This is a genomic window from Embleya sp. NPDC059213 (assembly GCF_042754445.1).
Taxonomy (GTDB): Bacteria; Actinomycetota; Actinomycetes; order Streptomycetales; family Streptomycetaceae; genus Embleya.
Map to the genome: position 1 here is coordinate 14,652 of NZ_JBHZAV010000087.1, position 25,205 is coordinate 39,856.

Annotated in this window: 25 protein-coding genes and 1 pseudogene; 22 read left to right on the top strand and 4 right to left on the bottom strand. The window is 70.1% G+C overall.

All coding sequences use genetic code 11. The annotated features are described in order from the left end of the window. Positions 1–5 precede the first annotated feature (5 nt). Positions 6–770, top strand: a complete 765-nt coding sequence (locus ACFXMF_RS28110) for a hypothetical protein (protein WP_360306368.1) — start codon at positions 6–8, stop codon at positions 768–770. Between the two features lie 33 nt (positions 771–803). On the opposite strand, the gene ACFXMF_RS28115 is transcribed toward ACFXMF_RS28110, so the two are convergent. Next, positions 804–1,091 carry a ferredoxin gene (locus ACFXMF_RS28115; protein ID WP_360306365.1) on the bottom strand — a complete coding sequence of 96 codons (288 nt, stop codon included), beginning with the start codon at positions 1,089–1,091 and terminating at the stop codon, positions 804–806. Between the two features lie 223 nt (positions 1,092–1,314). Here ACFXMF_RS28115 and arc point away from each other — a divergent pair, with 223 nt between their 5' ends. The 6 genes from arc to prcA all read left to right on the top strand — a co-directional run bounded on the left by arc (position 1,315) and on the right by prcA (position 7,451). Next, on the top strand, positions 1,315–3,081 hold the full coding sequence (gene arc, locus ACFXMF_RS28120; protein WP_360306362.1) for a proteasome ATPase: 1,767 nt from the start codon (positions 1,315–1,317) through the stop codon (positions 3,079–3,081). Between the two features lie 220 nt (positions 3,082–3,301). Further along, a complete protein-coding gene (gene dop / locus ACFXMF_RS28125) occupies positions 3,302–4,807 on the top strand; it encodes a depupylase/deamidase Dop (RefSeq protein WP_360306359.1) in 1,506 nt (501 codons plus the stop codon). 175 nt (positions 4,808–4,982) lie between these two features. After that, complete coding sequence (locus ACFXMF_RS28130) at positions 4,983–5,192, top strand: ubiquitin-like protein Pup (RefSeq protein WP_360306356.1); 210 nt, start codon at positions 4,983–4,985, stop codon at positions 5,190–5,192. 6 nt (positions 5,193–5,198) lie between these two features. Beyond that, complete coding sequence (locus tag ACFXMF_RS28135) at positions 5,199–5,804, top strand: endonuclease VII domain-containing protein (protein WP_360306354.1); 606 nt, start codon at positions 5,199–5,201, stop codon at positions 5,802–5,804. Next, positions 5,756–6,601, top strand: a complete 846-nt coding sequence (gene prcB, locus ACFXMF_RS28140) for a proteasome subunit beta (RefSeq protein ID WP_360306352.1) — start codon at positions 5,756–5,758, stop codon at positions 6,599–6,601. The genes ACFXMF_RS28135 and prcB overlap by 49 nt, the downstream gene beginning before the upstream one ends. Before the next feature lie 64 nt (positions 6,602–6,665). Then, the gene (gene prcA, locus ACFXMF_RS28145; protein WP_360306350.1) at positions 6,666–7,451 is read left to right on the top strand and encodes a proteasome subunit alpha; all 786 of its coding nucleotides are present in this window, start codon (positions 6,666–6,668) and stop codon (positions 7,449–7,451) included. A gap of 71 nt (positions 7,452–7,522) precedes the next feature. On the opposite strand, the gene ACFXMF_RS28150 is transcribed toward prcA, so the two are convergent. Then, positions 7,523–8,545, bottom strand: a complete 1,023-nt coding sequence (locus ACFXMF_RS28150) for a LacI family DNA-binding transcriptional regulator (RefSeq protein ID WP_379990897.1) — start codon at positions 8,543–8,545, stop codon at positions 7,523–7,525. Between the two features lie 155 nt (positions 8,546–8,700). On the opposite strand from ACFXMF_RS28150, the gene ACFXMF_RS28155 reads away from it, so the two are divergent. The 5 genes from ACFXMF_RS28155 to ACFXMF_RS28175 all read left to right on the top strand — a co-directional run bounded on the left by ACFXMF_RS28155 (position 8,701) and on the right by ACFXMF_RS28175 (position 13,753). After that, entirely contained in the window at positions 8,701–9,930 is a 1,230-nt protein-coding gene (locus ACFXMF_RS28155; RefSeq protein ID WP_360306346.1) for an MFS transporter, read from the top strand. Between the two features lie 9 nt (positions 9,931–9,939). Beyond that, positions 9,940–11,301, top strand: a complete 1,362-nt coding sequence (pafA, locus tag ACFXMF_RS28160; RefSeq protein WP_360306344.1) for a Pup--protein ligase — start codon at positions 9,940–9,942, stop codon at positions 11,299–11,301. A gap of 162 nt (positions 11,302–11,463) precedes the next feature. After that, a complete protein-coding gene (locus tag ACFXMF_RS28165) occupies positions 11,464–12,300 on the top strand; it encodes an ATP-binding cassette domain-containing protein (RefSeq protein ID WP_360306342.1) in 837 nt (278 codons plus the stop codon). Between the two features lie 83 nt (positions 12,301–12,383). Further along, positions 12,384–13,292 carry an FKBP-type peptidyl-prolyl cis-trans isomerase gene (locus ACFXMF_RS28170; protein ID WP_360306341.1) on the top strand — a complete coding sequence of 303 codons (909 nt, stop codon included), beginning with the start codon at positions 12,384–12,386 and terminating at the stop codon, positions 13,290–13,292. 83 nt (positions 13,293–13,375) lie between these two features. Continuing rightward, entirely contained in the window at positions 13,376–13,753 is a 378-nt protein-coding gene (locus tag ACFXMF_RS28175; protein ID WP_360306339.1) for an FKBP-type peptidyl-prolyl cis-trans isomerase, read from the top strand. A 117-nt stretch (positions 13,754–13,870) separates the two neighbouring features. Here ACFXMF_RS28175 and ACFXMF_RS28180 read toward each other — a convergent pair whose 3' ends face one another. Then, complete coding sequence (locus ACFXMF_RS28180; RefSeq protein WP_360306337.1) at positions 13,871–14,959, bottom strand: DUF3866 family protein; 1,089 nt, start codon at positions 14,957–14,959, stop codon at positions 13,871–13,873. Positions 14,960–15,086: 127 nt separating this feature from the next. Between ACFXMF_RS28180 and ACFXMF_RS28185 the strand changes: the two genes are divergently transcribed. The 10 genes from ACFXMF_RS28185 (at position 15,087) to ACFXMF_RS28230 (ending at position 24,502) form a co-directional block, all read left to right on the top strand. Further along, a complete protein-coding gene (locus ACFXMF_RS28185) occupies positions 15,087–16,070 on the top strand; it encodes a helix-turn-helix transcriptional regulator (RefSeq protein ID WP_379990896.1) in 984 nt (327 codons plus the stop codon). After that, positions 16,067–17,041 carry a WYL domain-containing protein gene (locus ACFXMF_RS28190; RefSeq protein WP_360306333.1) on the top strand — a complete coding sequence of 325 codons (975 nt, stop codon included), beginning with the start codon at positions 16,067–16,069 and terminating at the stop codon, positions 17,039–17,041. The genes ACFXMF_RS28185 and ACFXMF_RS28190 overlap by 4 nt, the downstream gene beginning before the upstream one ends. A 113-nt stretch (positions 17,042–17,154) precedes the next feature. After that, entirely contained in the window at positions 17,155–17,358 is a 204-nt protein-coding gene (locus ACFXMF_RS28195) for a hypothetical protein (protein WP_078978606.1), read from the top strand. Between the two features lie 42 nt (positions 17,359–17,400). Beyond that, positions 17,401–17,628 carry a hypothetical protein gene (locus ACFXMF_RS28200; protein ID WP_360306331.1) on the top strand — a complete coding sequence of 76 codons (228 nt, stop codon included), beginning with the start codon at positions 17,401–17,403 and terminating at the stop codon, positions 17,626–17,628. Positions 17,629–17,757: 129 nt separating this feature from the next. Continuing rightward, the gene (tatA, locus tag ACFXMF_RS28205) at positions 17,758–18,039 is read left to right on the top strand and encodes a Sec-independent protein translocase subunit TatA (RefSeq protein ID WP_360306329.1); all 282 of its coding nucleotides are present in this window, start codon (positions 17,758–17,760) and stop codon (positions 18,037–18,039) included. A 106-nt stretch (positions 18,040–18,145) separates the two neighbouring features. Next, positions 18,146–19,024 carry a twin-arginine translocase subunit TatC gene (gene tatC, locus ACFXMF_RS28210; protein WP_379990898.1) on the top strand — a complete coding sequence of 293 codons (879 nt, stop codon included), beginning with the start codon at positions 18,146–18,148 and terminating at the stop codon, positions 19,022–19,024. 26 nt (positions 19,025–19,050) lie between these two features. Next, complete coding sequence (locus ACFXMF_RS28215; RefSeq protein WP_379990895.1) at positions 19,051–19,938, top strand: diacylglycerol kinase; 888 nt, start codon at positions 19,051–19,053, stop codon at positions 19,936–19,938. Positions 19,939–19,965: 27 nt separating this feature from the next. Next, on the top strand, positions 19,966–20,091 hold the full coding sequence (locus ACFXMF_RS28220; RefSeq protein WP_360306323.1) for a hypothetical protein: 126 nt from the start codon (positions 19,966–19,968) through the stop codon (positions 20,089–20,091). A gap of 81 nt (positions 20,092–20,172) precedes the next feature. Then, positions 20,173–22,902 (top strand): DEAD/DEAH box helicase, encoded by a 2,730-nt coding sequence (locus tag ACFXMF_RS28225; protein WP_360306470.1) that lies wholly within the window; start codon positions 20,173–20,175, stop codon positions 22,900–22,902. Positions 22,903–23,077: 175 nt separating this feature from the next. Next, positions 23,078–24,502, top strand: coding sequence for an amidase (locus ACFXMF_RS28230; RefSeq protein ID WP_360306321.1), 1,425 nt, complete (start codon positions 23,078–23,080; stop codon positions 24,500–24,502). Between the two features lie 95 nt (positions 24,503–24,597). On the opposite strand, the pseudogene ACFXMF_RS28235 reads toward ACFXMF_RS28230, so the two are convergent. Continuing rightward, positions 24,598–25,205: pseudogene (locus tag ACFXMF_RS28235) on the bottom strand (hypothetical protein); the annotation flags it as partial.

Genomic DNA, 25,205 nt, shown 5'->3' on the forward strand with positions numbered 1-25,205 from the left:
CCACCGTGGCGGACGATCACTTCGAGACCCGGCCCGTGCGCGGCGACAGTTCCCGCGGGCTCGTGACCACCGACGCACCACCCGACACCTCCGTGCCCCGGCACGTCGAGGTCCCCGACGTCCGCAACGGCATAGCCTTCGCCACCGCGGCCATCGTGTTCGTGTTCATCGTGGGCGCCGGCCTGGTGATCTGGGCCGCGGCCTCGCTGGACGGGGGTATACCGGGCGTCACCGCGCCCGCCCGACACCGCCCCAACCAGCAGGACCCACCGGCCGCACCGCGCACCCTGCAACCGGGCGAGAACCCCGCGAACACATCGAATCAGGGCCAATCGGTGGGTCATGCCCCCGAAGCGGCCCGGACCGTGCCACTCGCAGGCAGCCGCGGCCGCACCGCGGGCGGGCCGACGGAGGCGGAACTCGCGAACGTCGTGTTCCCGCTCGACTGCCCGGGCGTCGGAACCCGGATCGGGACCGTGTTGACCGATCCCACCGGCCCCACCGTGGTTCGGGTCGAGTGCGCGGCCGGCTCCGGCAGCCCACCCGCCGCGCTGCTGGCCTATGCCGACGCGGACCAGGGTTCACCCCGACTGGTGGCCACCCTGCTCGACACCGACGAGGGCCTCCAGGTGAGCGAGGTCACCCGCAGCGGCGACACGATCACCGCGCGCACCCTGGGCTGGTCCGCGCCGGACGTGCCCCGCTGCTGTCCCGACCTCGCCGGAACACTTCGTTGGCGACTGACTCCACTCGGTGCCGACCGGATCTGACGCGTCGCCAGACACCGGTGTACGAAGCGGAATTCAGGCCACGTCCGGGCCATACACCTCGACGCCGTCGGAAACCCGACGCATGTGGATGCATTCTCCCGGACACTTGCGTGTGGCGTCGATCACTTCCACGAGCAGCGGCCCGGGCACCGGGACCACCGCGCCCGGCTCGGTGCGCAGCTCGTCGTCGGCACCCTTGACGTACGCCAACCCGTCGATGTCCAGCTCGAAGACCTCGCGCGCGTATTGCACGCAGATGCCGTCCCCGGTGCAGAGATCCTGATCGATCCAGACCTCGAGAGGTTCGTTTTCTGCGGACATGGGCCTCACTCTTCACCGATTCGTATCGACACGCGCCCGACAGACCCTACTCGCGCCTGCTTCCCGACGTGGTGAGGTGGGTATCTGATCCTCACAAGCGTGGGGGCAATCGCACGGGTGAAGATCGGACACGCCCGGACAGTCTTGCTGATCAAGGGGTTTCAACCCCTCCTGCCGTAGGTAGGGTCGGAGACGTCGCAGCTCCCAGGAGGAGGTGAGGGCCGTGGCAGTCCACGACGACGACATGAACCGTGGTGGGAGGCCGGCTCGGGGTACGGACGACCTCGTAAGCCAGGTTTCTTTTCTAGAGCAGGAAGTCGCCGTCCTGCGTCGCAAGCTCGCCGACTCACCGCGCCAGAGCCGTTTGCTCGAGGAGCGGGTCGTCGACCTTCAGACGTCCTTGGCCGGAATGACCACACAGAACGAGCGATTGGTCGCGACCTTGAGGGAGGCCCGCGACCAGATCGTGGCCCTCAAGGAGGAAGTGGACCGACTCGCCCAACCCCCCTCGGGGTTCGGCGTGTTCCTACAGGCCAACGAGGACGGCACGGCGGACATCTTCACCGGCGGGCGCAAGCTCCGGGTGAACGTCAGCCCCAACATCGAACTCGACGAACTCCGGCGTGGCCAGGAGGTCATGCTCAACGAGGCCATGAACGTGGTCGACGCGATGGAGTTCGAGCGCGTCGGCGACGTGGTGATGCTCAAGGAGCTGCTGGAGGACGGCGAACGAGCGCTGGTCATCGGGCACACCGACGAGGAGCGCGTGGTGCGCCTCGCCGAACCGCTCCTGGACTCCCCGCTGCGTGCGGGGGACTCGTTGCTGCTCGATTCGCGATCGGGCTACGTCTACGAGCGGGTGCCCAAGAGCGAGGTCGAGGAACTGGTCCTCGAAGAGGTTCCGGACATCGACTACACCAAGATCGGCGGTCTGCGGAACCAGATCGAGATGATCCGGGACGCGGTCGAGCTGCCCTACCTGCACCCCGACCTGTTCAAGGAGCACGAGCTCCGTCCGCCCAAGGGCATCCTGCTCTACGGCCCCCCCGGCTGCGGCAAGACGTTGATCGCCAAGGCGGTCGCCAACTCGCTCGCGAAGAAGGTCGCCGAGGCCCAGGGCAACGAACAGGGCAAGAGCTACTTCCTCAACATCAAGGGCCCCGAGCTGCTCAACAAGTACGTCGGCGAGACCGAGCGGCACATCCGCCTGGTCTTCCAACGGGCGCGGGAGAAGGCCAGCGAGGGCACGCCCGTCATCGTCTTCTTCGACGAGATGGACTCGCTCTTCCGCACCCGAGGATCGGGCGTCAGCTCGGACGTGGAGAACACCATCGTCCCGCAGCTCCTGTCCGAGATCGACGGCGTGGAGGGCCTGGAGAACGTCATCGTGATCGGCGCCTCCAACCGCGAGGACATGATCGACCCGGCCATCCTGCGGCCGGGGCGGCTCGACGTGAAGATCAAGATCGAGCGTCCGGACGCCGAGGCGGCCAAGGACATCTTCGCCAAGTACCTCAAGGTCTCGCTGCCGCTGCACGACGACGATCTGGTGGAACACGGCGGCAACCGGGCGGCCACCGTCACCGGCATGATCCAGGTCGCCGTGGAGCGGATGTACTCGGAGAACGACGAGAACCGCTTCCTGGAGGTCACCTACGCCAACGGTGACAAGGAGACCCTGTACTTCAAGGACTTCAACTCCGGCGCGATGATCGAGAACATCGTGGGCCGCGCGAAGAAGATGGCGATCAAGGACTTCCTGGAGCACCGCCAGAAGGGCATCCGGGTGGCCCACCTGCTCGCCGCGTGCGTCGACGAGTTCAAGGAGAACGAGGACCTGCCCAACACCACCAACCCCGACGACTGGGCGCGGATCTCCGGCAAGAAGGGCGAGCGGATCGTCTACATCCGCACTCTGGTCTCGGGCAAGCAGGGCGACGAGGCCGGGCGCTCCATCGACACCGTGGCCAACACCGGTCAGTACCTCTGATCCCGATCGAGTACCGATTGACCACCGACACCGCGGCCCGTGTTCAGGTCGAACACGGGCCGCGGCGCCGTTCCGGGACGACATTTCCGCACAGGGCAATAGTTCCGGCCGTATCCCCAAGGCAATCCAACGGCAATAGGCTCGGCAGCATGACCAGGGTGTACCCGGACCACGGTGAGTGTGGATCGGGTACCGGCCGGGTGAGGGACGAGGGGGTCGCATGACCGTCCGGCGTGTGATGGGCATTGAAACCGAGTACGGGATCTCCGTACCCGGGCATCCGAACGCCAACGCGATGTTGACGTCTTCCCAGATCGTGAACGCGTACGCCGCAGCGATGCAGCGGGCCCGCCGGGCCCGCTGGGACTTCGAGGAGGAAAACCCGCTGCGCGACGCGCGCGGGTTCGACCTCGCGCGCGAACTGGCCGACTCGAGCCAGTTGACCGACGAGGACGTCGGCCTCGCCAATGTGATCCTGACAAACGGGGCTCGGCTCTACGTCGACCACGCCCACCCGGAGTACAGCGCGCCCGAGACCACCAATCCGCGCGACGCGGTGATCTGGGACAAGGCCGGCGAACGCATCATGGCCGAGGCCGCCCGGCGGGCCGGCGAGTTGCCCGGCGGGCAGCAGATCCTGCTGTACAAGAACAACACCGACAACAAGGGCGCGTCCTACGGCACGCACGAGAACTACCTCATGCAGCGCGCCACGCCGTTCGCCGACATCGTTCGACACCTGACCCCGTTCTTCGTCTCCCGCCAGGTGATCTGCGGCGCGGGTCGGGTCGGCATCGGCCAGGACGGCTCCGCGCACGGCTTCCAGATCAGCCAGCGGGCGGACTACTTCGAGGTCGAGGTCGGCCTGGAGACCACGCTCAAGCGGCCGATCATCAACACCCGCGACGAGCCGCACGCGGACGCCGAGAAGTATCGGCGCCTGCATGTGATCATCGGCGACGCCAACCTGTCCGAGGTGTCCACCTACCTCAAGCTCGGCACCACCGCGTTGGTCCTGTCGATGATCGAGGATCGTTTCCTCGGCAACGACCTGACCGTGGACCAGCCCGTGCGCACGCTGCACGAGGTTTCCCACGACCCCACCCTCAAGCAGCTGATCACGCTGCGCAACGGCCGCAAGCTGACCGCGATCCAGCTTCAGCTCGAATATCTGGAGCTGGCCCGCAAGTACGTCGAGAACCGGTTCGGCACCGACGTCGACGAGGACACCACCGACGTGCTCGACCGCTGGGAGTCGGTGCTGGCCCGGCTGGAGACCGATCCGATGTCGCTCTCGCGCGAGTTGGACTGGGTGGCCAAGCTGCAGCTCCTGGAGGGCTACCGGCAGCGCGACGCGCTGGACTGGGACGCGCCCAGGCTGCACCTGGTCGACCTCCAGTACGCGGACGTACGGCCGGACAAGGGCCTGTACAACAAGCTGGAGGACCGTTTCGAGCGGATCGCCGGCGAGGCGGAGGTGCAGCGCGCCGTGCACCTGCCGCCGGAGGACACCCGGGCCTACTTCCGCGGTCGATGTCTGGAGCAGTACGCCGACGAGGTCGCCGCCGCGTCGTGGGATTCGGTGATCTTCGACGTGGAGGGTCACGACTCGCTCCAGCGGGTACCCACCCTGGAACCGCTGCGCGGGACGAAGGCCCACGTGAAGGACCTGCTCGACCGTTGCCGCACAGCCGAGGATCTGGTCCGCGCCCTCACGGGTGGGTGACCTCGTTCGTTCGCGGGAACAAAGCGAATGAACGGATAAATCCCGTTCCGGAACACCTGGCATCCGACACTCGTTGGCACTTACACCCCCGATCCTTCGGGATCGGGGGTGTGGATGCTCCGAGGAATGGATAGGCACCGGTTCAAGGAAATGATCACAAGGTGGGGTGAGCTACATGGCCACTAAGGACAGCGGCGGTCAACAGCGCGCGACTAAGCGCTCGGAAGAGGTCGACGAGACCACTACCGAGGCGCAGTCCGACGTGCAGGAACGACACGAGAAGTTGACGGACGATGTCGACTCGGTATTGGACGAAATCGACGAGGTGCTCGAGGAGAATGCTGAGGAATTCGTTCGGGGATTTGTCCAAAAGGGTGGAGAATAGTAACAAATGTCCGATTTGAAATCGGGCAAGAATTGCCCTGACTGCAAGGGATGGAAGCCCGCTCGGGACTTCGGCTCCAACGCGACAAGTCCCGACGGGCTTTCATTCTATTGCCTTGAGTGCAATAGGAGGCGGGCGGCGCACTCGTATCGCGCCAGGCGCGAGCGTGCGGGTTTCAAGGTGCGCCCGAAGGTTGATGTGCCGGTGGGGCACAAGCGTTGTCCGAAGTGTGAGCAGATCAAACCGCATTCGGAATGGCATAAAAGCTCCCGACAATGGGACGGTCTCGCGGCGCGCTGCAAATCGTGTCGTAAAGTCGACGGTCGAGCCGGATACTTCATGCGCAAATACGGTCTCACCGAGGCCGACCTGCAGGGCATGCTCGCCGACCAAATGGGCGTATGTCCGATCTGCCAGTCCACCAAGCCCGAACACGTCGATCATGATCACGAAAGCGGTAGGGTCCGAGCCGTACTCTGCTTCAACTGCAATGCCGCACTGGGCATGTTCAAGGATCGACCCGACGCGTTGCGCCGGGCCGCAACCTATGTGGAAGGGATCGTGTGGAAGCCAACACTCGTGGCACCGGGCGTCTACCGGCTGCCTTCCTGACCCCCGGGTCGTCCTCGTTCGCCGAATTTCTCGACGCCTACCGGCCCGAACTGTTGCCCGCGCGTAGGACGCCTCCGGTGCAGCCCGTGACGATCGAGGCGCCGCACGGCACGACGATCGTGACCGCGACGTTCGACGGTGGCGTGGTGATGGCCGGCGACCGGCGGGCCACGATGGGGAACCTGATCGCACAGCGGGACATCGAGAAGGTGTTCCCGGCCGACGATTACTCGGTCGTGGGCATCGCCGGCACCGCCGGCCTCGCGGTCGAGATGATCCGGCTGTTCCAGGTCGAGCTGGAGCACTACGAGAAGATCGAGGGCACCACGCTGTCCCTCGAGGGCAAGGCCAACCGGCTGTCGCAGATGATCCGCGGCAATCTCGGAATGGCCATGCAGGGTCTCGCGGTGGTGCCGCTGTTCGCCGGTTACGACGTCGACGGCGGGACCGGGCGGATCTTCAGCTACGACATCACCGGTGGCCGATCCGAGGAGCACGGCTTCCACTCGGTGGGCTCGGGCTCGCTGTTCGCCCGAGGCGCGTTGAAGAAGCTGTACCGCCCCCGGCTGAACGCCGACGACATCGTCACGGTGTGCATCCAGGCGCTCTACGACGCGGCCGACGACGACTCCGCCACGGGTGGGCCGGACCTGACCCGGCGGATCTTCCCGGTGGTGACCCTGGTGACCGAGGACGGCATCCGCCGGCTCTCCTCGGAAGAGGTCGGCGAGATCGTCCGCGCCGTGGTCGACGCCCGGATGGACGACCCCAACGGCCCGACCGCGCCGCTGACGTGACGCCGATGTCGAGGACCCGACCAGCCGACCCATCGAGACCGGCTTCGACGAAAAGGACTCCACGGTGACGACGCCTTTCTATGTGTCGCCGCAGCAGGCCATGGCGGACCGGGCCGACTATGCCCGCAAGGGCATCGCCCGCGGCCGCAGTGTGGTCGTGCTGACCTACGCGGACGGCATCCTGTTCGTGGCGGAGAACTACTCTCGCGCCCTGCACAAGATCAGTGAGATCTACGACCGCATCGCGTTCGCCGCGGTGGGCAAGTACAACGAGTTCGAGAACCTGCGGATCGGCGGCGTGCGCTACGCCGACATCCGCGGCTACTCGTACGCGCGCAACGACGTCACCGCCCGCGGCCTGGCGAACGTGTACGCCCAGACGTTGGGCACGATCTTCTCCAGCGGTGGTGAGAAGCCGTACGAGGTGGAGCTGATCGTCGCCGAGGTCGGCAGCGCGCCCGAGGACGACCAGATCTATCGGCTCACCTACGACGGCTCGGTGGCCGACGAGCACAACTACGTCGCCATGGGCGGCAACGTCGAGCAGATCACCGAGCAGCTCAAGCGCCACCACCGCGAGGGGCTCACCCTCGAGGCCGCGCTCAAGGTCGCGGTGGACGCGCTCTCGCGCGACGGCGTGGGCGAGAAGCGCTCGATCACGGCCTCGCAGTTGGAGGTCGCCACGCTGGATCGCACCCGGCCGCAGCAGCGCAAGTTCAAGCGTCTGGTGGGCGGTCGGTTGACCCGCCTGCTCGGCGAGGCGGAGCCGGCCGCCGAGCCGGCCGAGGCCGATGCGGAAGGGGCGGCCGAGACCGCGCCCGAGGCCACGCCGGAGACCGGCGAGGAGTAGTCCCGCGCACGTCACAGGGCCCGCGTACCGCGTCGGTGCGCGGGCCCTGACGCGCGTGCGTCGGGTTCGGTTCAGCCGGACGCCGGGGGCGCGGTCGAGCCGCGGACCAGCAGTTCGCCGGGCAGCACCACGTCCGGGCCCGCGTCGCCGGTGTCCAGCAGGTCGAGCAGCGCGGTCATGCCGCACGCGCCCAGTTCGACGGCGGGCAGGCGCACGGTGGTCAGTTCCGGCTCGACCACGCGGGCGTAGCGCAGGTCGCCGAAGCCGGTGACGGACACGTCCCGGGGCACCCGGCGGCCGAGCGCGCGGGCCGCCTTGTAGGCGCCGGCCGCCTGGAGGTCGTCGTCGCACACCAGCACGGTGGGCCGGGCCGGCGAGGCGAGCAGCGCCAGGGCCGCCGTGCGCCCGCCGTCCAGGGTCAGCGGCGCGTGCGCCTCGGCGACCACCTCGGCGGGCCCGAGCGCGGCGCGGAAGGCCTCGTCCCGGGCCCGGAAGGTCCAGCTCTGCACGGCGGAGCGCAGCCGGGCGACCCGGCGGTGGCCCAGGTCGACCAGGTATTCGGCGAGTGCCCGCATGCCGTCGGCGACGTCGTCGTTCACGGTCGGCACGCCACGCCCGGGTTCGCTGTCCAGCATCACCAGCGGCAGGTCCTCGGTGCCGGGTCCGGCCGAGCGCAGCACGTCCAGCGGTTCGGCGGCCATCGAGGAGGCCAGCACGCCGTCGATGGCGGCCGAGGAGAACGGGTTCGGGGTCAGGTCGACGCCGTCGCGGGTGGGGTAGACCACCACGCCGAAGTCGCGCTCGGCCGCGACCTGTGCGGCCCCGGTGTGCACGGCGCCGAAGAACGGCGAGGTGAGCACGGGTACGACGAGCATCACCGTGTGCGTCCGGCCCAGCCGCAACGAGCGGGCCGAGGTGTTGGGCCGGTAGCCCAGAGCCGAGGCCGCGTCGCGGACCGCCTCGACGGTGGTGGCGGAGACCCGGCCGCGCCATTTGTCGGCGAGTACCAGGGACACGGTGGACTGCGACACACCGGCGTGTTTGGCGACGTCCTTGCTGGTCGGACGGCCGGCGGGGGGCTGGGGCGACGGCAAGGGGACCTCGGGCGGTGTCGGGGACGGTGCGGGCCCAGCGTAGAACCCGCTTGCCATCGGGTCGGCCCGACGGCACAGTGGTGATCAGGAGTCATACGTATGACTAAATAATGATCGGAGCGTGCCGGCCGCGGCACGGGAGGGCGGTACCGCGCATGCGGACCTATCTGGACCTGCTTCGGGTGCCGTATGCGGCGCGGCTGCTCGGCGGCACGTTGCTCGGGCGATTGCCGAACGGCATGGGCGCGTTGGCGGTGTTGTTGCTGGTGCGCGCGGACGGCGGCGGCTACGGGCTCGCGGGCGTGTTGTCCGCGGTCTACGGCCTGGCCACCGCGGCCGGGCAGCCGGTGCTGGGCCGGTGGATGGATCGGCGCGGCCAGACCGGCGTGTTGCTCGGCTCGGCGCTGGTCTCGGCGCTGGCCTACGCGGTCTTCGCGCTGGTGGGCGCGCATCCGTTGCCGCTCGCGGTGGGCGCGGTGCTGGTCGCCGGTTTCACCACGCCGCCCCTGGAGGCGGGGCTGCGCGCGTTGTGGCCCTCGGTGCTCACGCCCGAGCGGGTGCAGGCGGCGTACGCCCTGGACGCCGCGGCGCAGGAGATCCTGTTCACCGTGGGGCCGCTGATCGTGGTGGTCGTGGTGCAACTCGCCTCGGCGCAGTGGGCCGTGTTGCTGACCGGGCTGATCGGGGTGGCGGGCACGGTGGTCGTGGCCACCGCGCGGCCCTCCCGGGTCTGGCGCGGCGAGCAGCACACCCCGCACTGGGCGGGCGCGCTGCGTTCGGCCGGCCTGCGGGTGGTCCTGGTCGCGTTCACCTTGGCCGGTATCGCGCTGGGTGTGCTCAGCGTCGCGGCCGTGGCCTACGCGGACCACGAGGGCTCCGGCGCGCTGTCCGGGGTGTTCCTGGCGGCGATGTCGTTCGGTGCGCTGTTGGGCGGTCTGGTGCACGGGGTGCGGGCCTGGCAGACCCCGCCGGCCCGGCGGTTGTTGTGGTTCATGTGCTGGCTGACGGTGTGTTACCTGCCGCTGATCGCGGTGCCCGGGCCGTGGCTGATGGTGCCGCTCGCGGTGCTCTCCGGGGTGTTCCTGGCGCCGGCGATCGCGTGCGTGTTCACCCTGATCGACGAGTTGGCGCCACGCGGCACGGTGACCGAGGCGTTCGCGTGGCTGGTGGCGGCGATCGGGGCGGGTTCGGCGCTGGGCATGGGACTGGCCGGCTGGGCCGGCGAAGTGGCCGGCGCGCGGGGCGCGTTCGCGGTCGCGAGCGTCGGCGCGGGGCTCGGATTGCTGGTATTGCTGGCCGGTCGGGGCCGGCTGATTTCAAACGTGATCCATTTGGTGGAAACCACCGACGCGGAGTTGTCCCGGAACGGCACGTCGTCGGCGTAATGTTGCCGCATGGACCGCCGCATCTTCGGGCTGGAGAACGAGTACGGCGTCACCTGTACGTTCCGGGGGCAGCGCAGGCTCTCCCCGGACGAGGTGGCGCGGTACCTCTTCCGCCGAGTCGTTTCGTGGGGCCGAAGCAGCAATGTCTTCCTACGCAATGGGGCCCGGCTGTATCTGGACGTGGGCAGCCACCCCGAATACGCGACGCCCGAGTGCGACTCGGTGCCGGAGCTTGTCGTGCACGACAAGGCCGGTGAGCGCATTCTCGAGGGCCTCCTCGTCGACGCCGAACGGCGGCTGCACGAAGAGGGCATCGCGGGCGACGTGTATCTCTTCAAGAACAACACCGATTCCGCCGGCAACTCCTACGGTTGCCACGAGAACTATCTGGTGGCGCGGCACGGGGAATTCTCCCGGCTCGCCGATGTGCTCATCCCGTTCCTGGTGACCCGTCAGATGTTGTGCGGCGCGGGCAAGGTGCTGCAGACACCGCGTGGTGCGGTGTACTGCGTCAGCCAGCGTGCCGAGCACATTTGGGAAGGCGTCAGTTCGGCCACGACCCGTTCCCGTCCGATAATCAACACGCGCGACGAACCGCATGCCGACGCCGAGCGCTATCGGCGGCTGCATGTGATCGTCGGCGACTCCAACATGGCCGAGCCCACCACGCTGCTCAAGGTCGGTTCCACCGATCTGGTGCTGCGGATGATCGAGGCCGGCATCGTGATGCGGGACCTGACCCTGGAGAACCCGATTCGGGCCATCCGCGAGGTCAGTCACGACATGACCGGTTCCCGCAAGGTCCGGCTCGCCAACGGCCGCGAGGCCAGCGCGCTGGACATCCAGCGGGAATACCTGACCAAGGCGCAGGAGTTCGCGGACCGCCGGGGCATTCGCACCGGCACCGTGGAGAAGGTGCTCGATCTGTGGGAGCGCACGCTCGACGCGATCGACTCCGGCAACCTGGACCTGGTCGGGCGCGAGATCGACTGGGTGATCAAGTATCAGTTGATCGAGCGGTATCGGGCCAAGCACAACCTGCCCATGTCCTCGCCGAGGGTCGCCCAGATCGACCTCGCCTACCACGACATCCACCGGCGCCGCGGTCTCTACTACCTGATGGAGAGACGCGGGCAGATCGAACGGATCGGCAACGATCTGAAGATCTTCGAGGCGAAATCGCTGCCGCCACAGACCACTCGGGCGCGACTGCGCGGCGAGTTCATCAAGAAGGCCCAGGAGCAGCGGCGCGACTTCACCGTCGACTGGGTGCATCTCAAGCTCAACGACCAGGCGCAGCGCACCGTGCTGTGCAAGGACCCGTTCCGGTCGGTGGACGACCGGGTGGAGAAGTTGATCGCCAGCATGTGAATCGCCGGCACCCACCGGCCACGATCCGCACGCGCACACCGACGATGATCGGCGACCGGCGTTCTCGACCCGCGCCGGCGGCATGCGGCCACGGATGAGACGAATCGCTCGCCCGCCCCCTCCCGACGTCGGGAGCGGGCGGGCGAGTGGCATGCTGGCTCGATGGTCGATACACCTACATGGGACATCGCTCCACCCGTCTTCGAGCTCGACGCGGTGGATGTGTGGGCGCACGGGCCCGGCGGACGCACGGACATGCTCGTCGGCGTGGACTGGACGGTCCGCGAGGGCGAGCGCTGGGCGCTGCTGGGACACAACGGCGCGGGCAAGAGCACGATCCTGGCGCTCGCGGGCGCACTGCGTTTTCCCGGCAACGGTGCGGTGACCGTGCTGGGCAAGCGGCTGGGCCGGGTGGACGTGCGCGAGGTGCGGGCCCAGGTGGGCGCCGTCAACGCGGCACTGCGCATCCCCGAATACCTGACGGTGACCGACTACGTGCTCACCGGGGCGAGTGGCACGGTGCAGCCGTTGTACGGCAGGTACGGGCCGGCCGAGCGGGGTCGGGCCGCCGAGTTGATCGCGTTGCTGGGCCTGGAACGGCTGGCGCAGCGCGAGATCGCGGTGTGTTCGCAGGGCGAGCGTGGTCGGGCCCGGATCGCCCGGGCGCTGATGCCGGATCCGCGACTGCTGCTCCTGGACGAGCCGGCCAACGCGCTGGACCTGCCCAGCCGCGAGGAACTCCTGGAGGCGATCGACTCGCTGACCCGCGAGTATCCGCGGCTGACCCTGGTGATCGTCACCCATCACCTGGAGGAATTGCCCAGCGCGGTGACCCACGCGCTGCTGCTGCGCCGCGGCGCGACCGTGGCGGCCGGGCCGGCCCACGAGGTGATGACGGACGCCAACCTGAGCGAGTGTTTCGGCATCCCGCTGTCGGTCAGCGGCGAGGACGGCCGGTGGGCCGCGCGGCTCAAGCGACCCGGCCGCGAGGTTGCCTGAACGCGGTTGTCGTCTTCACGTCGTCCTCACATCCGGACCCCATAGAGTGTCCCGGTCCTTGTCCATCTCAGCAGAGGAACATCGTGCGCCGTCTCGCTGCGCTCCTTCTGGTCCCCGCACTGGCCTTCACCGCGGTCGCGTGTGGCGATGACGACGGAGGAAAAACCGTTACCCCCACCGTGACCGGAGCCTTCGGTCAGAAGCCGGACATCAAGATCCCCAAGGGCAAGTCGGGCGACAAGACGACGTCCGCGGTCCTGATCGAGGGCACCGGTGAGGTGATCAAGAAGGACGACTACGTCATCGCGGACACCGTCGGCAAGAACTGGGACGGCTCGGACGCGGGCAACTCGTACGACAGCAAGACTCCCGAGGTCTTCCAGGCCGGCGATCAGCAGCTCCTGAAGGAGATCGGGCAGGGGATAATCGGCAAGAAGGTCGGCACCCGACTGCTCGTGGTGGTACCGGCCAAGGTGACCCAGGAGAAGCAGGCCGTCGTGCTGACGGTGGACCTGAAGTCGACCAAGACGCTCGACACCAAGGCGGAGGCCAAGGGCGCCCCGGTGACCCCGCCGGCCGGCCTGCCGGTCGCCAAGGTCGAGTCCGGCAAGGCCGCGGAGATCACCATCCCGCCGGGCACCGCCGCGCCGACCAAGCTGACCGTGCAGCCGCTGATCGAGGGCACCGGCCCGGTGGTCCAGAAGGGCCAGACGCTGGTCGCGCAGTACACCGGCGCCCTGTTCGACAAGGGCACCAAGTTCGACTCGTCGTGGGACCACGGCGGCGCGACCGCGTTCAAGATCGGTGTCGGCCAGGTCGTGACCGGGTGGGACGAGGGTCTGGTGGGGCAGAAGGTCGGCAGCCGTGTGCTGCTGGTGCTCCCGGCCGACAAGGGTTACGGCGCCGAGGGCAAGCCGCCGACCATCCCGGCCAACTCGTCGCTCGTGTTCGTCGTCGACATCGTCGACGCGCTCGGTGGCACGGCGGCCTGACGGCTCGTCCGATGACCGGGTCGGGCGACCGGCCCGGTACGTTGGACCCCGCATTCAGCACTCGAACGGATACGGATAACGCTGTGAGCGAGCTTACGAAGCCCGAGATCGACTTCCCCGAGGGTGGCGTGCCCGCCGACCTGGAGATCACCGAGATCTGGGAGGGCGACGGCCCGGTGGCCCAGGCGGGTCACCACGTCAGCGTGCACTACGTCGGTGTCGCCTTCTCCTCCGGTGAGGAGTTCGACGCGTCCTGGAACCGCAACTCCCCGCTCGACTTCCGGCTCGGTGTGGGCCAGGTCATCGAAGGCTGGGACAAGGGTGTGCAGGGCATGAAGGTCGGCGGTCGGCGCAAGCTGGTCATCCCGTCGCACCTGGCCTACGGCGACCGCGGCGCGCCGGGTGCGATAGCGCCCGGTGAGACGCTGATCTTCGTGGTCGACCTGATGAAGGTCGGCTAGTCGGACCTCGTTCGGCCCCGGTTCGCGCATCCCGCGCGGATCGGGGCCGTCGGCGTTTTCCGGCCGGTTGTGCGGGGGCTGCCCGCTCGCCTCGTCTCGGGTGCGGTCCGAAACCGGCTACCACCGGGTGGGGAGTTGCGCCGCGAAGCGGCCCGCGGCGGCGGCGGCGAGGAAGTAGGCGTGGTCCGCGTCGAGGCCGCGGCCCATCGTGGACAGCCGGGCCGGACTCGTGCGCAGCGCCGCGTCGAGGCCGTCGACGGACACCGTGTGCACGTCGTGCGCGTCCCGCAGCGGCTCGACGTCCGCCGCGACCCGATCCGCCAGCGGCCGAGGCAACGTGGGCACGACCACATCCGCCCGGGCCAGCGCGACTCGGCCGTACGCGGTCAGGCAGTGGTGCGAGACGCCTCGGTGGCGTTCGCGCCCGTCCGCGTCGGAGATCCGCAGCGAGGCCACCGGCCGGCCGCCGAGCGCGGCGATCGCGTTGATCGCCTCGCCCGCCGCGACGCCGGAGAAGCCCCACGGTGTGCCGGTGCCCAGGTTGCCCGGCCCCTGCGCGACGATCGCCAGATCCGCGCCCTGGACGTGCCGGGCCGCGAGCAGGCCGGTGTGCAGGGTGACCGCCTCCAGGTCGCCGCCGAGCGCCTGGCCCACCGTCACCGAGCCCGCCAGCCACCCGTGGTCGCGCAGGATGTCGACGGTCATCGAGAACCACAGCGGCAGCGTGCCGCCGTCCGTCATCACGTACACCACCCGCGCGTGCGGGCGCGCGGCGCGGATCCCGGCGCAGATCGCGGGCAGCGCGGAGTGCAGGTCGGCGACCACGACCGGCATGCCGTCCAGCGAGTCCGCGTCGCGCAGCGTCGCGTGGTGCGGCGAGTCCTGCTCGTCCACGCCGAGCACGACCGCCTGCATCGGGGTGTATCGGGCCTTGACCACGTGCCCCGGTCCGGGCGGCGGGTCCTCGGGCAGTCGATCGGGCAGGGCCACCACGAGCGCGTAGCCGCCGGTGCCCAGGCCCATGTCCTGGGCGGTGGTGTTGAGCAGCACGGTGTCGCCGACCACCGGGGTGCCGGTCAGGTGCGGGTAGGCGATCGCGCGCAACTCCCGCGCGGGGGCGGGTTCGGGTACGGCCACGGTCAGCTCGACCGCCCCGCGCCAGGCCCGTCGGATCGCCGTCACTTCGCCGCGTCGCCAGGTGATCACGGTCCGGCAGCCTAACGCCGGCGGGAGCGGTCGGGCGAACCGGAGGGCAAGATCGGCGGCCGCGACCAACCGACGCGCCGAACGCGGTACGGTCGGGGCTGCGCCTTGTGGGAGGGACTGGGATCTGATGGCGATTCCGAAGCAGGAGCGGTTGGTGAGCCTGGTGATGTGTCTGCTCGCCGCCCGTCGCTACGTCACGAAGGAAGAGCTGCGGCAGTCGATCGAGTCGTATCGGCTGTGCACGTCCGACGAAGCCTTCGACCGCATGTTCGAGCGGGACAAGGACGACGTACGCGAACTCGGCTTCATCGTCGAGACCGGGGCCAACGACCCGCTGATCGAGTCGGCGGACGGCTACCGGATCCGCCCCGAGAAGAACGCGCTGCCGCCGGTGGAGCTGGACCCGGAGGAGGCCGCCGCGCTCGCGCTGGCCGCCGGTGCCTGGCAGCAGTCCGCGTTGGCCGGCGCCGCGACCGGCGCGCTGTACAAGCTCAAGGCCGCCGGTGTCGAGATCGACTCGGCGCCGCTGACCAGCGTCGAGCCCCGGGTGACCGCGCGCGAGCCCGCGTTCGGGCCGCTGCTGGACGCGCTGCGCACCCGCCGCCCGGTCCAGTTCGCCTACCGCCGCTCCGGCGCCGCCGAGGCCACGCCCCGGGTGGTGGAGCCGTGGGGGATGAGCTGCTGGCGCGGCCGGTGGTACCTGGTCGGCTTCTCCCGGGACCGACAGGAGCAGCGGGTGTTCCGGCTCGACCGGATCGCCGACAAGCCCAAGCCGAAGCCGCTCAAGGAGCAGTTCCGGGCCGAGGTGCCGGAGAAGGTGGATGTGCGCGGCCAGGTCGCGCGCTTCGCCGGCGAGGGCGGCGAGGGCATCGCCCGGATCCGGGTCCGCACCGGTGCCGGGTTCCCGCTGCGCGCCCGGGCGAGCGCGGTGGTGCCGGCCGGTGAGGGCTGGGACGAGTTGGAACTGAGCCACGGGCACGGACTGCACCACTGGCTAGCCGAGTTCGGCCCCGACGTGGTCGTGCTGGAGCCGCCCCATCTGCGCGCCGCCGTGGTCGCGCAACTGCGTGAGGCCGCCGGAGAGGCGACGGGACAGGTGAAGGTCGGATGAGCAACGCGATCGACGACACCCGGCGGCTGCTGTCGCTGGTGGCCTACCTGCGCGAGCGCCCCGGCACGCATCTGGACGACGTGGCGCGGGCGTTCGGCCTGCCGGTGGCGCAGGTCGAGGCGGACCTGGGCACGCTGCACATGTGCGGCACCAGCTTCATGGCCGACGACCTGTTGGAGCCGCACGTCGACTTCGAGGGCCGGGTCTTCCTGGACAACGCCGACGCGCCGGTGCGGCCGGTGCGGCTGGCTCCGCACGAGGCTCTGGCCCTGCTGGTGGCGCTGCGCGCGCTGGCCGGCCTGTCCGGGCTGCGCGAGCGGGACAAGGTCGCGCTGGGCCGGGTGACCGCCAAGCTGGAGGACGCCGCCGGTGAGGCCGCGCGTGCCGCGCAGGGCGTGACGGTCGAGTTCGAGGGCGACGACGCCGCCCAGGAGTCGGCGTTCGCCACGATGGACCGCGCGGTGAGCGAGAAGCGCCGGCTGCGGCTGCGCTACTACGTGCCGCGCCGGGACGAGATCACCGAGCGCGAGGTGGATCCGATCCGGCTGGTGCTGGTCGACGGGCACACCTACCTGGTGGCGTGGTGCCGACAGGCCGAGGGCCGCCGGTTGTTCCGGCTGGACCGGGTCGCCGAGGCGGTGCTCCTGGACGAGGCGTCCGAGCCGCAGCCGATCGAGCCGCTGGATCTCGCGGACGGCTTCGCGCCCACCGCGGCCGACGGCATCGAGGTGGTGCTCGAACTGGGACCCGGCGGGCGCTGGGTCACCGAGTACTACCGGCACGACAAGGTCGAGGAGCTGGCCGACGGCGGCCTGCGGTTGACCCTGCGCACGCCCGACCCGGCCGGGATCCGGCGGCTCGCGCTGCGATTGGGCGGGCACGGCAGGGTGATCTCCCCGCCGGAACTCGTCGACGATGTACGACGGACCGCCTCGGCCGCGCTCGCGGCCTACGCGGACCCGGCCGGCTGATTCGCCGCGGCCGGAGGCGATTGTCCAAAAACGGCACACGCCCCCGACCGCGGCCCAGCGGCACCTCCGGTACCACCGACGACAACCTTCCCGAGATTGCGAGGAGGCCCACGGTGTCGACGTTCACGGCGCGCTGCCCGGTTTGCGGACGCGTCGAGCTGACGGCGGATCAGCTGCGGCTGGTGCTCCGACCGAACAAGTCCTTCTATCTGTTCCGCTGTCCCACCTGCGCCGACTCGGTGCGCCGGCCGGCGGGGGAGCGGATCGTCGAACTGCTCACCGACGGCGGCGTGTCGTCGATGCAGGTCGCACGCTGAACGGGGGCGCGTGGCGGACTCGGGGGCTGTTAGGGTCGCCGCATGTTGCCGTGGGTCCTCGTCTTCATCGTGCTCGTCCTCGCCGGACTCGGCGTCATCGGCTGGTTCGCCTGGCGATTGTTCGGTGACGTGCGTCACCTCGGAGCGACCGTCGCGGACGCCTCGACCCGGCTGTCCGCGGCCGCCGCCGAGCTGGACGCGGCCGGTGGCCGGTCCCTGCGGCGCGATTCCGTCCCGCACGCCCGCCCCTCGGCCTCGCACCGATCGTGATCCGTACTCGTGACCCCTGGGGGTTACGTCCGGTGCAGTTGTTCGCCACCATTGCGTTGCACGTCTGTCATACGCACCGGCGTACGATCGAACCCATAACCCCCCGGCCCCGGCAATGAGGTACTGACTATGTTTGGCAAGCTCGGTTGGCCCGAGATCATCCTGATCCTGGTTGTCGTCGTGCTGCTGTTCGGCGCCAAGCGTCTGCCGGACACGGCGCGTGCGCTGGGCCGTTCGCTGCGCATCCTCAAGAGCGAGACCAAGGCGATGAAGGAGGACGGGACGGCCGAGGCCCCCGCCGCCGACAAGCCCGCCAAGACCACCGAGGCGCCGCCGCGCACCATCCAGGCGGCTCCCGGCGACGTGAGCGAGGCGCGGCCGGTCGGCGAGCCCGACCACAACCGTCGCTGAATCCGCGCGCGCCTTTTAGGAGTCGGCCCTCAAGGTGCTTGACAAGGCAGGGCGCGGACGAGAGTCCGGCCCGAAACAAAAGAAGATCAAGGACGCCGAGGGGCGCATGCCCCTCATGGAGCATTTGCGCGAACTGCGCAATCGCCTCGTCAAGGCGCTCCTGGCCATCATCGTCGTGACCATCGTCGCCGCGTTCTTCTACGAGGACATCGGCGCGTTCCTGGTCAATCCCGTCTGTGACCTCAAGAACGTCAAGGGCACCGGCGTCACCAAGTGCGGCCAGGGTGTCCTGGTGCAGCAGGGCGTGTTGTCGCCGTTCTCGATGGCGCTGAAGATCTCGCTGGCCACCGGCATCATCGCGGCCTCACCGATCTGGCTCTACCAGATGTGGGCCTTCCTGGCGCCGGGGCTGCACAAGAACGAGAAGAAGTACTCGCTGGCCTTCGTCGGCGTGGGTGTGCCGCTGTTCCTGGGCGGCGCCTACTTCTCGTACTGGATCCTGCCGCACGCCCTCCAGGTGCTCCTGGACTTCACGCTCACCGACGCCAGCAACCAGATCCAGCTCGACGACTACCTCAACTTCGTCATCCGCATGGTCGTGGTGTTCGGCATCGCGTGCGAGCTGCCGCTCGTGCTGATCATGCTGAACTTCGGCGGGGTCGTCACCGCGAAGCAGCTCGCGAGCTGGTGGCGCTGGGTGGTGATGGGCATCTTCATCTTCGGCGCGGTGGCCACGCCCACCACCGACCCGCTGACGATGATCCTGCTGTCGATTCCGATCACGATCCTGTACGGGATCGCGCTGATCGTGGCCTGGGTCAACGATCGCCGGCGCGGCAAGCGGCACGCGGAAGTGTTCGGCGCCGACCTCGACGACGACGAGGCGTCCGTCCTGGACACCTCGGTGCGCCCGGTCGAGCGCCCGAGCGCCGTCGCGGACGATTCGGACCCGGGCCCCGCTGCCAGGGTGGACGACATCACCTGAGGTCGGGTGGGCTAATCTCGCGCCTTGTGTCTCGGGAGATAGCAGTATTCGTCAACCCCACCGCGGGTCGTGGTCGCGGCCTGAAGGCGGCGTCCGTCGCCGCCGATCTGCTCCGCGAGCGGGGGCTGACACCGCATCAGGTGTCCGCCCCCGGCGCCGCGGAGGGGATCGCCCGGCTGCGCGGAGTGGTGCGCCGCGGTGTGGACGCCGTGGTCGCCGTGGGCGGTGACGGCACGGTGGCGGCCGCGTTGCAGGCGGTGGCGGGTACCGGTACGCCGCTGGGCGTGGTGCCGATCGGCTCCGGCAACGACTTCGCGCGGGCCCTGGAGCTGCCGCTGGGCGACGTGGCGGGCGCGGCGCGCGTGGTGGCCGACCTGTATGCGCGGCCGATGGACCTCGGCCGGGTGGGCGAGCGCTGGTTCGGCACGATCCTGTGCACCGGCTTCGACTCGCGGGTCAACGAGCGCGCCAATCGCATGACCTGGGCGCGCGGGCGGACCCGCTACAACGCCGCGCTGCTGGGCGAGCTGGGCGCGTTGAAGCCGATCGCCTACGAGCTGGAGCTGGACGGCAAACCCTTCGACGTCGAGGCCACCCTGATAGCGGTGGGCAACGGCCGCTCCTACGGCGGCGGCATGCGGATGTGTCCGGACGCCGATCCCGGTGACGGTCTGTTCGACGTCACGGTGGTGGCCGGCTGCGGGCGGGCCGAGTTGTTGCGGGTGTTCCCCAAGGTCTACAGCGGGAAGCACGTGAGCCACCCGCTGGTCTCGGTGTACCGGGCCGCGACCGTGTCGATGACTGCGGGCGGGCTCAGCGGGTGGGCCGACGGCGAGCGGCTGGGCGCGTTGCCGCTGACCGCGGACTGCATACCCGACGCGGTCCGGGTCCTGATACCCCGGCCGCGCGACTGAGCGACGCCGGAGAGCGAGCCGGGTCCGGTGATCGAGGCCCGGGTCTTGATCGAGCCGCCTGTGATGATCGTGCTGCCTGTCTTGATCGAGCTGCTTGTCTTGATCGAGCTGGTTGTCATGATCGAGCTGCTTGTCATGATCGAAAAAAGGTGATCACAGCCGTCGGCCCCGGCCGGTAGTCTGCTTGACGAGATGCCTCTCGATCCTTCACGCGGCACGGACCGCGACACCCAGATGTCCCCCGCCGAGCGCTACGCGGCCTCGCGCCGCCGGGCCGCCGACGAACGGACGAGCCTGCACGCGTTCCGCGAGCAGTATCCCTTCGGTCTCGACCCCTTCCAGGTCGAGGCGTGCCGCGCGTTGGAAAGCGGCAAGGGGGTGCTGGTCGCGGCGCCGACCGGTTCGGGCAAGACGGTGGTCGGCGAGTTCGCCGTGCACCTCGCGCTCGAACAGGGCCGCAAGTGCTTCTACACGACGCCCATCAAGGCGCTGTCGAACCAGAAGTTCGCCGACTTCCAAAAGCTCTACGGCGCGGCGAACGTGGGCCTGCTCACCGGGGACAACTCGGTCAACAGCGACGCCCCGGTGATCGTGATGACCACCGAGGTGCTGCGGAACATGCTCTACGCGTCCTCGAACGCGTTGAACGGCCTGGGCTACGTCGTGATGGACGAGGTGCACTACCTCTCCGACCGCTTCCGCGGCGCGGTGTGGGAGGAGGTGATCATCCACCTCTCCGAATCGGTCACCCTGGTCTCCCTCTCGGCTACCGTCAGCAACGCCGAGGAGTTCGGCGACTGGCTGGGGACTGTGCGCGGCGACACCGCCGTCGTGGTCTCCGAGCATCGTCCGGTGCCGCTGTGGCAGCACGTGATCGCGGGCAACCGCACCTACGACCTGTTCACCGACGAGAACCACACCGAGGTCAACCCCGAGCTGATCCGGCTGGGCCGGATGGAGAGCGAGCGCGCGGGCCGACCGCAGGACCGCTACCGGCGCAACCGCGGCCAGGAGACCCGGCCGACGCGCAGCCGGATCTGGGCGCCCAGCCGCGCCGAGGTGATCGACCGGCTCGACGCCGAGGGCCTGCTGCCCGCGATCACCTTCATCTTCAGCCGCAAGGGCTGCGAGGCGGCCGTTCAGCAGTGTCTGCACGCGGGCCTGCGGCTCAACGGCGACGCGGAGCGGGCCGAGGTGCGCGCGATCGTCGAGGCACGCACCACCGGCATCCCGGACGAGGACCGGCACGTGCTGGGCTACCACTCGTGGCTGGAGGCGCTCCAGCGCGGGATCGCCGCGCACCACGCGGGCATGTTGCCGACCTTCAAGGAGGTCGTCGAGGAACTGTTCGTCAAGGGCCTGGTCAAAGCGGTGTTCGCGACCGAGACGCTGGCCCTGGGGATCAACATGCCCGCCCGCTCGGTGGTGCTGGAGAAGCTGGTTAAGTGGAACGGCGAGACGCACGCCGACCTGACCGCCGGCGAGTACACCCAGCTCACCGGGCGCGCCGGGCGGCGCGGCATCGACGTGGAGGGCCACGCCGTGGTGTTGTGGCATCAGGGCTTCGACGCCGGTCACCTGGCCGGCCTCGCGGGCACTCGTACCTATCCGCTGCGCTCGTCCTTCAAGCCGTCGTACAACATGGCGGTCAATCTGGTCGGCCAGGTCGGCCGGCATCGTTCGCGCGAGCTGCTGGAGACCTCGTTCGCGCAGTTCCAGGCGGACCGCTCGGTGGTCGGGCTGACCCGCCAGGTGCAGCGCAACGAGGAGGGGCTGGCCGGCTACCACGAGGCGATGACCTGCCACCTGGGCGACTTCGCCGAGTACGGGCAATTGCGCCGCGCGCTCAAGGATCGCGAGACCGAGCTGGCCCGCGAGGGCGCCTCGCAGCGCCGAGCCCAGGCCGCCGCGTCGCTGGAGAAGCTCCGGCCGGGCGACATCATCGTGGTGCCCACCGGCAAGTACGCGGGTCTCGCGGTGGTGCTGGACCCGGGCACCGACCAGGGACCGGAGGGGCCGCGCCCGTTCGTGCTCACCTCGGACCGGCAGGCCCGCCGACTGGCCGGGATCGACTTCCCCGTGCCGGTCACCGCGATCGACCGGCTGCGCATCCCGCGCTCGTTCAACGCGCGCAATCCGCAGTCCCGCCGCGACCTGGCGTCCTCGCTGCGCAGCAAGGTCGGCTACGTGGACCAGCCGCGGGCCCGCAAGCAGCGCTCGCCCGCGGCCGACGACCCGGAGCTCAACCGGCTGCGGCAGGCCATCCGGCAACATCCGTGCCACGGCTGCGACGAGCGCGAGGAGCATGCGCGCTGGGCCGAGCGCTATTACCGGCTGCTGCGCGACACGCAGGTGATCGAGAGCCGGATGAAGGGGCGCACGCACACCATCGCGCGCACCTTCGACCGGGTCTGCGCGATGCTCACCGACCTGGACTACCTCGTGGGCGACACGGTCACCGAGGACGGGCGCCGACTCGCGCGGATCTACGCCGAACTGGACCTGCTCACCGCCGAATGCCTGCGCGAGGGCCTGTGGGAGGAACTGACGCCGGCCGAGTTGGCCGCGTGTGCCTCCGCGCTGGTGTACGAGTCGCGGCAGCCGGACGACGCGATGGCGCCCAAGCTGCCGGGTGGGGCGGCGCACGCCGCGCTGGCCGACATGGTGCGGCTGTGGGGTCACCTGGACGCGCTGGAGGGGCAGCACCACCTCGACTTCCTGCGCGAGCCGGACCTGGGCTTCGCCTGGACGGCGTACTCGTGGGCCTCGGGGCTGAGCCTGGACGTGGTGCTGGGCGAAGCCGACCTGCCGGCGGGCGACTTCGTCCGCTGGATCAAGCAACTCGTGGACGTACTCGGCCAGATCGCTGCCGCAGCCCCCGACGACAGCAAGGTCGGCGGCACCGCGCGCAAGGCGATCGAGGGGCTGCGCCGGGGCGTGGTCGCGTACTCGTCGGTGGGCTGAGCGGGCGCCGCGGCGGCACCTTCGGTGGCGCCGCGTGGTGGGGCTCGGGGCGCCTGCGGTGGTCAACGCGCGGCCACGCGCCGGATTTTGCCGATCCGGCCGCGGGCGGACGGCGCCGGGCAACCATCGCGTACGGTGCGGGACGGATGTGTTCACCAGCGCTGGAGGTCGTGCCGTGCGGATCGACGAGTATCAGTCCTATGACGCCACCGGGCTCGCGGGCCTGATCGCCCGCGGCGAGGTGACCGCGGACGAGGTGCTCGACGTCACCTTCGAGGCGATCAAGGAACGCGAGCCGGCCCTGGGCGCGGTGGTCGCGTTGTGCGAGGAGCAGGCCCGGGCCGCGGTCGCCGGCCTGTTGCCCGGGGTGCTCGCGGGTGTGCCGTACCTGATCAAGGACCTCGAGTGCGACGTGGCCGGGATGACCACGAGCAACGGGTCGCGGTTGTTCGCCGGTACGGTCGCGGCGCGTGACAGCACGCTGGTGACCCGGCTGCGGGCGGCCGGTGTGCTGATCGTGGGCAAGACCAACACGCCCGAGTTCGGGCTGGGTACGACCACCGAGTCCGGCCTGTTCGGCCCCGCGCACAACCCCTGGCACCCCGAACGCAGCGCGGGCGGCTCCAGCGGCGGGTCGGCGGCGGCGGTCGCGGCGGGCATGGTGCCGGTCGCGCACGCCACCGACGGTGGCGGTTCGATTCGCATCCCGGCCGCGTGCTGCGGGGTGTTCGGGCTCAAGCCGAGTCGCGGCCGGGTCACCCCGGGGCCGGACCACGGCGAGTCGTGGGCCGGTCTCGCGGTCGCGCACGCGGTCACCCGCACGGTGCGCGACAGCGCGACGCTGCTCGACGTCACCGGCACCCCGGAGCCGGGCGACCCGTATCACGCACCGCCGCCGGTGGGCCCGTACGCGGCCGAAGTGGGCGCGGAGCCGGGGCGGTTGCGGATCGGGCTGATCCTGACGCCGGTGGACGCGGAGGTCCTGGTCGACCCCGAGTGTGTGCGGGCAGCCGAGGAGGCCGCCGCGTTGTGTGTCGCCCTGGGGCACGACGTGGAGCCGGTGACCTGGCCGGACACGCTGACCCGACCGGGCGAGGTGATCGCGCCGATCAGCGCCGCGCACATGGCGCGCATGGTGGATCTGCGGCTGGCCGAGTTGGGGCGCGAACTCAGGGCGGACGACCTGGACGCCGCGACCCGGCTGATCGTGGACAAGGGCCGCGGGTTGTCGCTGGCGCGCTACCTGGCCGCGGTCGACCGGATGCACACGATCGGGCGGGCGGTGACTCGGCTGACCGGGCGCTTCGACGTGTTGCTGACGCCGACCATGGCGGTGGTGCCGCCGCTGCTGGGCGAGTTGGACCCCAACCGCGATCCGCGGGCCGCGCTGGGCGGGATGCGCGGGATGGCGGCGTTCACCGGCTTGTTCAACGTGACCGGGCAGCCCGCCATGTCGGTGCCGCTGGGGCGCACCTCGGACGGGCTGCCGCTGGGGGTGCAGTTCGCCGGCCGCTACGGGGACGAGAGCACGCTGTTCCGCCTCGCGGGTCAACTGGAGGCGGCGGCACCATGGGCGGGTACGGCGGGCGTGGCGGGTTAGGCCCTGTTCGGCATTTCCTTGCCGCGGGGTGCCCGCAGGCGGCGGTGGGCGGGCCGGGAGGTGTCGGCCCGGGGTCGGGCGGACGGGGTGTGGGGTCAGCGCCGGCACAGCGTGTAGTGCGAGCCGTTCTTGCCCTTCACCTCGGTGCACTCGGCGGTGGAGCCGGCCGGCATCAGCGGTGCGGCCAGTGCGCTGGGCACGGTGATGGTCGGGTTCTCGCACCACTTGCCCGCGCCGTTGTCGCATTTGAAGCCGACCTTGTTGTCGTCGGCGCGGAACTCCTTGTTGTCGACCACCAGGGTCGGACCGGACCGGGTCGGCTTGACCTTGGTCGGGGCGGGCCTGGTCGGCGGGTACTTGGTGGGCTTCGGGGGCGGCGGTTGGGTCGCGGCCGGCGGCGGTGTGGCGGCCGGCTCGACCTCCGGGTCGGGCGGCGAGGGTTGCGGGGGAGGGGTATCGGCGGCGGGCGGCGGCAGCGGGGCGGGCGCGGAGGCGGCCACCGGCGGGGCCGGGCGCTTCGGCTTGGGTTTGTCGGAGTCCACGAGGGCGAACGCGGCCACCGCCACGGCCACCACCACACCGCCCGCGATCAGCGACGAGCGGCCGGCGGTCTGGCCGGCCTGACTCGCGCCCTTGGCCGCGGCGGCGCCCACGCCGGCGCCGGCCGCCGCGCTCCCGGCCGCGGCGGCGCCCGCAGCCACAC